8 protein-coding genes are annotated in these 7079 nt (G+C 38.5%); 6 read left to right on the top strand and 2 right to left on the bottom strand.

The window, feature by feature from the left end; all coding sequences use genetic code 11:
• The first annotated feature begins 153 nt into the window (after positions 1 to 153).
• The 5 genes from ACTQWB_RS18455 (at position 154) to ACTQWB_RS18435 (ending at position 4167) form a co-directional block, all read left to right on the top strand.
• On the top strand, positions 154 to 426 hold the full coding sequence (locus ACTQWB_RS18455) for a helix-turn-helix transcriptional regulator (RefSeq protein WP_033119816.1): 273 nt from the start codon (positions 154 to 156) through the stop codon (positions 424 to 426).
• 46 nt (positions 427 to 472) lie between these two features.
• Positions 473 to 1606: a 23S rRNA (adenine(2503)-C(2))-methyltransferase RlmN gene (rlmN, locus tag ACTQWB_RS18450; protein WP_009322361.1), complete on the top strand. Its 1134-nt coding sequence runs from the start codon at positions 473 to 475 to the stop codon at positions 1604 to 1606.
• Positions 1607 to 1677: 71 nt separating this feature from the next.
• A complete protein-coding gene (locus tag ACTQWB_RS18445; protein WP_441502885.1) occupies positions 1678 to 2463 on the top strand; it encodes a histidinol-phosphatase HisJ family protein in 786 nt (261 codons plus the stop codon).
• Between the two features lie 230 nt (positions 2464 to 2693).
• Complete coding sequence (locus ACTQWB_RS18440; protein ID WP_083655179.1) at positions 2694 to 3524, top strand: methyltransferase domain-containing protein; 831 nt, start codon at positions 2694 to 2696, stop codon at positions 3522 to 3524.
• 307 nt (positions 3525 to 3831) lie between these two features.
• Positions 3832 to 4167, top strand: coding sequence for a carbamoyltransferase N-terminal domain-containing protein (locus tag ACTQWB_RS18435; protein ID WP_441502884.1), 336 nt, complete (start codon positions 3832 to 3834; stop codon positions 4165 to 4167).
• 98 nt (positions 4168 to 4265) lie between these two features.
• Here ACTQWB_RS18435 and tnpA read toward each other — a convergent pair whose 3' ends face one another.
• Both tnpA and ACTQWB_RS18425 read right to left on the bottom strand, forming a co-directional pair.
• A complete protein-coding gene (tnpA, locus tag ACTQWB_RS18430) occupies positions 4266 to 4697 on the bottom strand; it encodes an IS200/IS605 family transposase (RefSeq protein ID WP_441502883.1) in 432 nt (143 codons plus the stop codon).
• 128 nt (positions 4698 to 4825) lie between these two features.
• Positions 4826 to 5404 (bottom strand): DUF6933 domain-containing protein, encoded by a 579-nt coding sequence (locus tag ACTQWB_RS18425; protein WP_441502882.1) that lies wholly within the window; start codon positions 5402 to 5404, stop codon positions 4826 to 4828.
• A 538-nt stretch (positions 5405 to 5942) separates the two neighbouring features.
• On the opposite strand from ACTQWB_RS18425, the gene ACTQWB_RS18420 reads away from it, so the two are divergent.
• Positions 5943 to 6908, top strand: a complete 966-nt coding sequence (locus ACTQWB_RS18420; protein WP_441502881.1) for a recombinase family protein — start codon at positions 5943 to 5945, stop codon at positions 6906 to 6908.
• The last annotated feature ends 171 nt before the right edge of the window (positions 6909 to 7079 follow it).

Below are 7079 nucleotides of genomic sequence, written 5' to 3'. Positions count from 1 at the left end.
ATTGGCATTATCATCGTTGCGCTTGCCGTATTTTTACTACCCGGTTTGAGAGAGATTGACAATACGCAATAATCAACTGCACCTTTTTCTATTACTAAACAAAATGCCTGGTAAGTAAAAGGAGCAAATTATTCTTTAGAAAGGGGATTAGAAGTGGAGTTTAACAATAGTAAGAGAATGGAACTGATCAATACAATGGTAACAGAGTTGCCTGTGCTGCGTGCAAGGATAGGAGCTTCCCAAGCTGATATCTCTGAAAAGATAGGCATTTCAAGGCAAACTTATAATGCAATTGAAAATGGTAAGAAAAAATTGAATTGGACTGTTTTTTTAGCATTGTTTGCAGTTTTTAGTAGTGATGAACGAACTCTGAAAATGTTGGATTCCATGGAAGTTTTTCAGGAGGGCGTTGCAAAGGAAATGTGATTGCCTTTTGCAACGAATCTTAGCGTGATTTTTTATTGGAGGTCATATGTTGAATATGGTTAAGAATGCTTCTGTTCAAGCCACGGATATATATAAGGATCCATATGGATACACATATTCTGAAATGGTTGGTGTATTGGGAGAAGTTGAGGCGGATAAGTTTTATCGCGAATTATACTCCGGTTCCCAAAGTAGTAACAAGTATAAAACGATAACTATCAAGGAAATCTTTCGTGGTCCGGATACTCAGAAATATGCTTTTGAATTGTCAGATGGCTATTGCATTGAAACGGTAAGCATTAAAAGAAAAACTGGTACTACTGTATGCGTGAGCACCATGATAGGTTGCCCTGTTGGGTGCATCTTTTGCGCCTCTGGTGAAAATGGATTTGTCAGAAATCTAACACCATCTGAAATAGTTCAACAAGTAATACTGATAAATGGTAGAGTAAATAGGATTGTATTCATGGGCATGGGAGAACCTCTGTTCAATTATGATAACGTGATAAAGTCCATTCATATATTAAGAGACCGCAAAGGACTTGATTTTCCAACAGATGGTATAACAATATCAACAACGGGACCGCTCCCTCAGATGAAGAAGTTGAGAGAAGAACATTTAAAAATCCAACTTACGTTATCCCTGCATGCCACGAATCAGCATGTAAGGGACTATATCATGCCGCATATGAAAGGGTATGATATAAATGAAGTAGTTCAATCAGTACTCTCATATTCAGAAAGACATAATCGTAGCGTTACTATAGCATATTTGCTTATACCGGGTGTAAATGATCGTGCGAATGATGTAAAACAGTTGGGAAGATGGTTTCGTGACAAAAATGTATTGATTAATCTTTTACAATACAATGAAACGGATTGTAAAGCAGTTCGAAGACCAAACAAACAGGAACTCGTTGCATTTCGTGATAAGTTAAATAAGGTGGGACTTACTGTGAAAATCAGAGAATCCCGAGGTGGCAATATAAAAGCCGCATGTGGTCAATTGGTAAGTAGATTAAATAACCGCAATATGAGTGCACCCAAGAAAAAAGGAGCTTCGGAATTGGATACAGGTTCGTCGAACAATGCTGGATCTTCGAGTAGATTGAAGCCAAGTAAGAGACGTTATGTAAACAATAAAAGCAAGAATGGAAAAAAGGGTTCATCGCATAAATAAGAGCATGTCGGAGTGTGATCTAGTATTTGCGTTCACTGATCTGCATGAACTTCACAAATGGAGGCTCGATTATGAATGAATTTGTTGATATGCATGTCCATTCAAAATTCTCAATTGATGGAATGTCTACGATGGAGGATTATTGTCTGATTGCCGGCAAAACGGGTACAAGAGTTATTTGTTTTACTGAACATGTGGATTTTAATTCAGCGGAAAAGAATCTTTCAATTGTTAAGGATAACAGAAAACAGAACTTTGTTGTTGATGATTATTTCCGTGAAATAAACCGCTTGCGAAAAAAATACGGTTCGTTAACTTTGCTAAGTGGAATTGAGTTTTCGGAACCCAGCTTGTTTCCAGAAGAGTTTGCCTTATATAGTTCATATCCTTTCGACTGTATAACGGCCGGGATACATCACTGCTATAATTCAGTCTTTCCAGGAGCGGGAAATTTGTCTGTATCAAAAGCAATATATGAGTACTATCAAATAATGCAAAAAACAGTCGAGCTCGGGGGCTTTCAAGTGCTGGCCCACTTGGATTTCCCCAAATTATTTTTTGACAAATGGGTTATTGACGACGATGTACTGGATATGATTCTTTCAATAATGATTGATAAGAATATTTTGTTGGAAGTAAATACTTCTTCTCTTAATGATTCATGCGATGAACCAATGCCATCATACTCTGTTATAAACAGATATGTTCAGCTTGGTGGCAATAAAATTGTTATTGGTTCTGATGCTCATAGTTCAGATAGGTTGTCCGGTCATTTTAGAGATGTTGTACCGCGTTTGCCTAATAGAATTCAAATAGGCTATTTTAGGGAAATCTCTGTCCGAGATAAGTATTGGTGAATAAAAATATTCCTATAGGTAGGATAATTATCGACAAAGAAATTTTCTCTGGAGTGGGAAAAGCAGACCAAAGTATGCTATAATGCAATAAAATAGTTATACAAACTTGAATTTGAGGAGGTGATAAGATGACAGCATATATGAGATTAAGATAATACCGCGAGTTGTGTTGCGGTACATCCGTATTACATAACTCGCTTTCGGGCAAGAATGTAATAATGGAGGATGTCATGAATAAAATTATTAGATTTAATGACAGCGAAAAGCTTTTTCGTTGTCCAATATGTAAACGAAAGTTAAAGATGGTAGGCAATAGTTTGCTGTGTAGTAATAAGCATTGTTTCGATATTTCTAAATTAGGATATGTGAATTTTGCATTAAATCAAAAGCAATCTAAGCATTATAGCAGAACTTCTTTTGAAAGCAGAATGGATATTTTAGAAAAGGGATACTATTCACATATTCTTACGGAGATAACACATATATTGAGCAAGCTTGAAAACATAACAACTATTCTTGATGTCGGATGTGGTGAAGGATATTATTCTAGAAAAATCAAAGAACTATTTCAAGCAGATATAGTTGCTTTTGATATTTCAAAAGATGCCATTTCCCTTGCTTCAAAAAGAGACGGTAGTAAGTCTATAAAGTGGTTTGTGGGTGATTTGGAAAATATGCCAATTAGAGACCACTCAGTAGACTGTATACTGGACATATTTACACCAGCTAATTATTTGGAGTTCAATAGAGTTCTGACGGATAGCGGCTATATTGTAAAGGTTATTCCTGGGAATAAACATCTGATGGAGTTCAGAAACATTGCAAAAGAACATTTGAAAAATCAAGAGTATTCCAATGAGAATGTGATTAACTTATTCAAGAAGCAGTATTCTGTTATTTACCAAAAAAGAGTTTCAGAATCATATGAAATGCCGTTAGAGGATATTAAAATTTTTGCAGACATGACCCCACTGCTCTTCCATGTAGATAAAACTGAGATTGATTTCAAAAAGCTAAAAACTTTGACGATTGATGCAGAGATATTTGTGGGAAGTCTATAACGCTTGAAACTTTCAGTTTGACGGAGCAACAAATTCCAATTTGTTGAACTGAATAGCACATACTGACCGATAGGAACAAGGATGAAATATACCTTGTTCCTTTTCGTTTACCCAGGGCATTCATAGAAAATGAATAAACAGGTCAGTTATGCATACCAACACTTATCTCGGACAGAGACTTAGGGAAAGGAAGTTTATCCCGGTGTTAATGGATTGATGTGCTAGGCTTCAATAAGCACATCCGAATGTGGGTGTTTGCTTAAGCCTGAAAAGCATTAAATTCAATGTAAAAGAGGAATCATCGATAATGAAAGCAGACGAAACTAAAAGAAAAAGAGAAATATTATTGGGAATTAACCCGTGTATATACGGGTTAAACTACCATGATCCTGCTGTTGTCGTGTTGATTGATGGTAGGGTAGTTTTTGGAGTTGAAGAAGAACGTTGTAATAGGGTGAAACACTCTAAAGGTGTGTTTCCTTCTTTAGCTTTAGCTGAATGTCTAACTTATTGCAACCTAACTTGGGATGACATAGATGCCGTTGTTATTGGGTACGAACCTGCCCTTTGGATGAATCGTCTAAATCTTGAGCTCCTTGATATTATAAATCCATTTGTGAGCTGTGTATCTAATTCGAATTAGGACCACCGCTTCAAGCGGTGGTATAGAATTGGCCCTATAAGGGCCGATTACTGGCCCGCCTAAAAGTCGGTGTCGCAAGCCGTCTTACTGGCCGCCGCTTAAAGCGGCCGTTGGGCTTGTCTTTCTTCCTTCTTGGATTCCTCTGCTTGCTTGAGGATATATTCCTTCACATTTTCTTCTGTGATATTGCCCACCGTAACAACATAGTATCCTCTCGCCCAAAAGCTTCTATCCCACTTGTTCCCCATTTCGGGATGCTTGTCGTATATCATCAATGCAGATTTCCCTTTGAGGTAACCTACGAATTCTGATACACTGAGCTTCGGTGGGATGCTTACGCAAAGGTGTACGTGGTCGGAACATACAGCTCCGGCAATGATTTCCACCCTCTTATACTTACAAAGGGTTTTGATAATTTCCCTTATATCATCCCTTACCTTTCCATACAGTACCTTCTTCCGATATTTCGGAATAAATACAATATGGTACTGGCATTCCCATTTGCAATGTGATAAACTGTTATTGTCCATGGACGCCTCCTGTGTTTGTGTAGTTTGGCTTGCGACACCATTCTTACTATAACACAGGCGGCTTTTATTTTCGCACACCCGCCACGTCTTCTTCCAATCTCCCCAGCTTAGCTGGGGGATTAAGACGTTCATTTATAGTACTCTACCAGTAATTCTTCAAATCTCTCCGCAGGATAAAAATAAACCGTCTTTCCGTTAATTTTATCAGTTACCAAATACTTCTTGTTGATTTGTCTGTTCAGCTTTAATGTCTGCAAGACATTATTTTCGATAAAATTATATAAGTAATATCCATCTTCAAGATATATGCTTTGAAAACGATTCATAGTTGAGATAATTCTTCGATCCGTAAGTTTAGAAAAACACACTAAGGGATGCTCCTCAAAGAATCGTTCCAACAGAGCAGTCATTTTCTTATCATCTGAATATATATCCAACATATATCTTGCAATAGAATCTCCTATAAGCTCTACCTCTGCCTTTTTTACATCTACAAGCACAATTGTAAATTTGCTTGCAAAATTACAAACTTGAATACATTTACAACGATCAAAGTAAAACAACTTTGCTCCCCACTCTAATAATGGATTTCCCTTTTCTCGCTTATATACATCTAAAACAATTGGTCGCATAATCGGGTTCTGAAATTCTTCCGGCATTTTAAATCCATATCTGTCCACCGTTTGTTTTGTTGCATATACTATCATAAATTTTAACTCCTATTTTTTCTCTTTGAACTATACTTTGTACTATTACGATGAGTATTTCCGTGTTCATCTGTTTCAACATTACTTCATTGCTTACAAGTTTTCTGAACAGCATCAAACATCTCTTTTGAAATAGTTGCCGGATGAGAATTGTTTAAGGAACTTCTGAATAAATAGTCTTAAATTCTGTTCCCATTCGATATAGTTCCATTTTTTGCGCTTCCCCAGTGTTGTAATATCTCTTTTTTCGTGAAAAGAAAGACTACTCTGCATCTTTTCCAAAAATGAAGAGTAGTCTAATCCAATGCCCGGATGGAGGGGGTGCATCTCCTGTATTTAGGGGGTGCAAAAGGGGGTGCAACCGTTCGATTGTATCAAAATGGTGGTTACGATGAATACAAAGTAGGCTGTTATCTGTACTCCCAAAATCCTTTATTTTCAATGATTTTTACATTCTTATATACAGTTAGCCTAATCTGAGTTATAATGAGAACAGCCTATACGGGTGTACTCTATAACGATAACGCAGGAGAGCATTATGGCTATCGTTAAAAAATTGAAACAGCATCCGCCATTACCGCCGTCAAGATATGAGGTTGGCATTTATTGCCGTGTCAGCACTGCAAGTAAAACACAAGTCGTGAGCATTGGTCACCAGCTTTCCGGTCTTATTGCGGATGTGGCTAATAGCCAGCAGGCGCGGCTGTATGACGTCTATTTGGACGTTCAGTCCGGCAGGACATCGGATAACCGTAAGAACCTAATGCGGCTCCTGGACGATTGCAGAGCCGGGAGAGTGACTCTTGTGTACACCAAGTCCATCAGCCGATTTGCCAGAAATACGGTAGATGTTCTGACTATTGTCCGGGAACTGAAGAAGATGAACGTCCCGGTCTACTTTGAGAATGAGCAGCTGTATTCCTTTGACAAGGAAGCGGAGCTGGCTATTAGCCTTCATGGGGCTATTGCCCAGGGCGAGTCTGAGAACAAGAGTGAAAATATCAAGTGGAGCCTGGATAAGGCAGCCCAGAACCCGGATGCACAAATCTATAACCGGAAATGCTACGGATACAGCAATGCCGAAGATGGCAGCCTGGTAATCAACGATCCAGAGGCAGAGGTAATACGCCAGATATTCCAGATGTATCTGGACGGATATAGTGTGGGCGGCATCAAGAAGTACCTTGAAGGAAACGGCATTTTGACTTCCAGGGGAAAAACGACCTGGTCGAAGCGTTCCATCGAAACCATATTGACCAATGAGAAGTATGTCGGTGATGTCATCCTCTATAAGACCTTCTCCCCTAACTTCCCGGAGAAGAAGCGAATACCGAACAACGGAGAGCATCAGAAATACATCCAGGAGGATCATCATCCGGCAATCATCTCACGAGAGATGTTCAGAGCCGTACAGGAAATGCGTGAGAGCAGAAGCAACATCGAGCGCCATGCAGATGGGACTGTAACCAGAAAGGCCAGGAGGTACACTGGGAAGAAAGAGTGAATATTGGTTTAAAGAGTATTTTGACTCGTTGTTTAGCGATTTGGTTAAATCCCAATAGATTAATTTTATAGGGAACAGAAAATTGATTAGAAACCAATCGAAGTTGGTGTAAACGATAAAGCAGCTTACAATATTTGATAAACTGCCCTATCGTTTACATCAATTTCGATT

Source organism: Blautia sp. HCP3S3_H10_2 (genome assembly GCF_052122375.1).
GTDB lineage: Bacteria > Bacillota > Clostridia > Lachnospirales > Lachnospiraceae > Blautia_A.
Note: the sequence above shows the minus strand (reverse complement) of the source record. Positions and strands in the feature narration are given on the sequence as shown.

What these genes read in the sequence shown, in the direction of transcription:
- rlmN (WP_009322361.1), top strand. Translation starts at nt 473, where the DNA reads ATGTTGAATATGGTTAAGAATGCTTCTGTTCAAGCCACGGATATATAT.
- ACTQWB_RS18445 (WP_441502885.1), top strand. Translation starts at nt 1,678, where the DNA reads ATGAATGAATTTGTTGATATGCATGTCCATTCAAAATTCTCAATTGAT.
- ACTQWB_RS18440 (WP_083655179.1), top strand. Translation starts at nt 2,694, where the DNA reads ATGAATAAAATTATTAGATTTAATGACAGCGAAAAGCTTTTTCGTTGT.
- ACTQWB_RS18435 (WP_441502884.1), top strand. Translation starts at nt 3,832, where the DNA reads ATGAAAGCAGACGAAACTAAAAGAAAAAGAGAAATATTATTGGGAATT.
- tnpA (WP_441502883.1), bottom strand. Translation starts at nt 4,697, where the DNA reads ATGGACAATAACAGTTTATCACATTGCAAATGGGAATGCCAGTACCAT.
- ACTQWB_RS18425 (WP_441502882.1), bottom strand. Translation starts at nt 5,404, where the DNA reads ATGATAGTATATGCAACAAAACAAACGGTGGACAGATATGGATTTAAA.
- ACTQWB_RS18420 (WP_441502881.1), top strand. Translation starts at nt 5,943, where the DNA reads ATGGCTATCGTTAAAAAATTGAAACAGCATCCGCCATTACCGCCGTCA.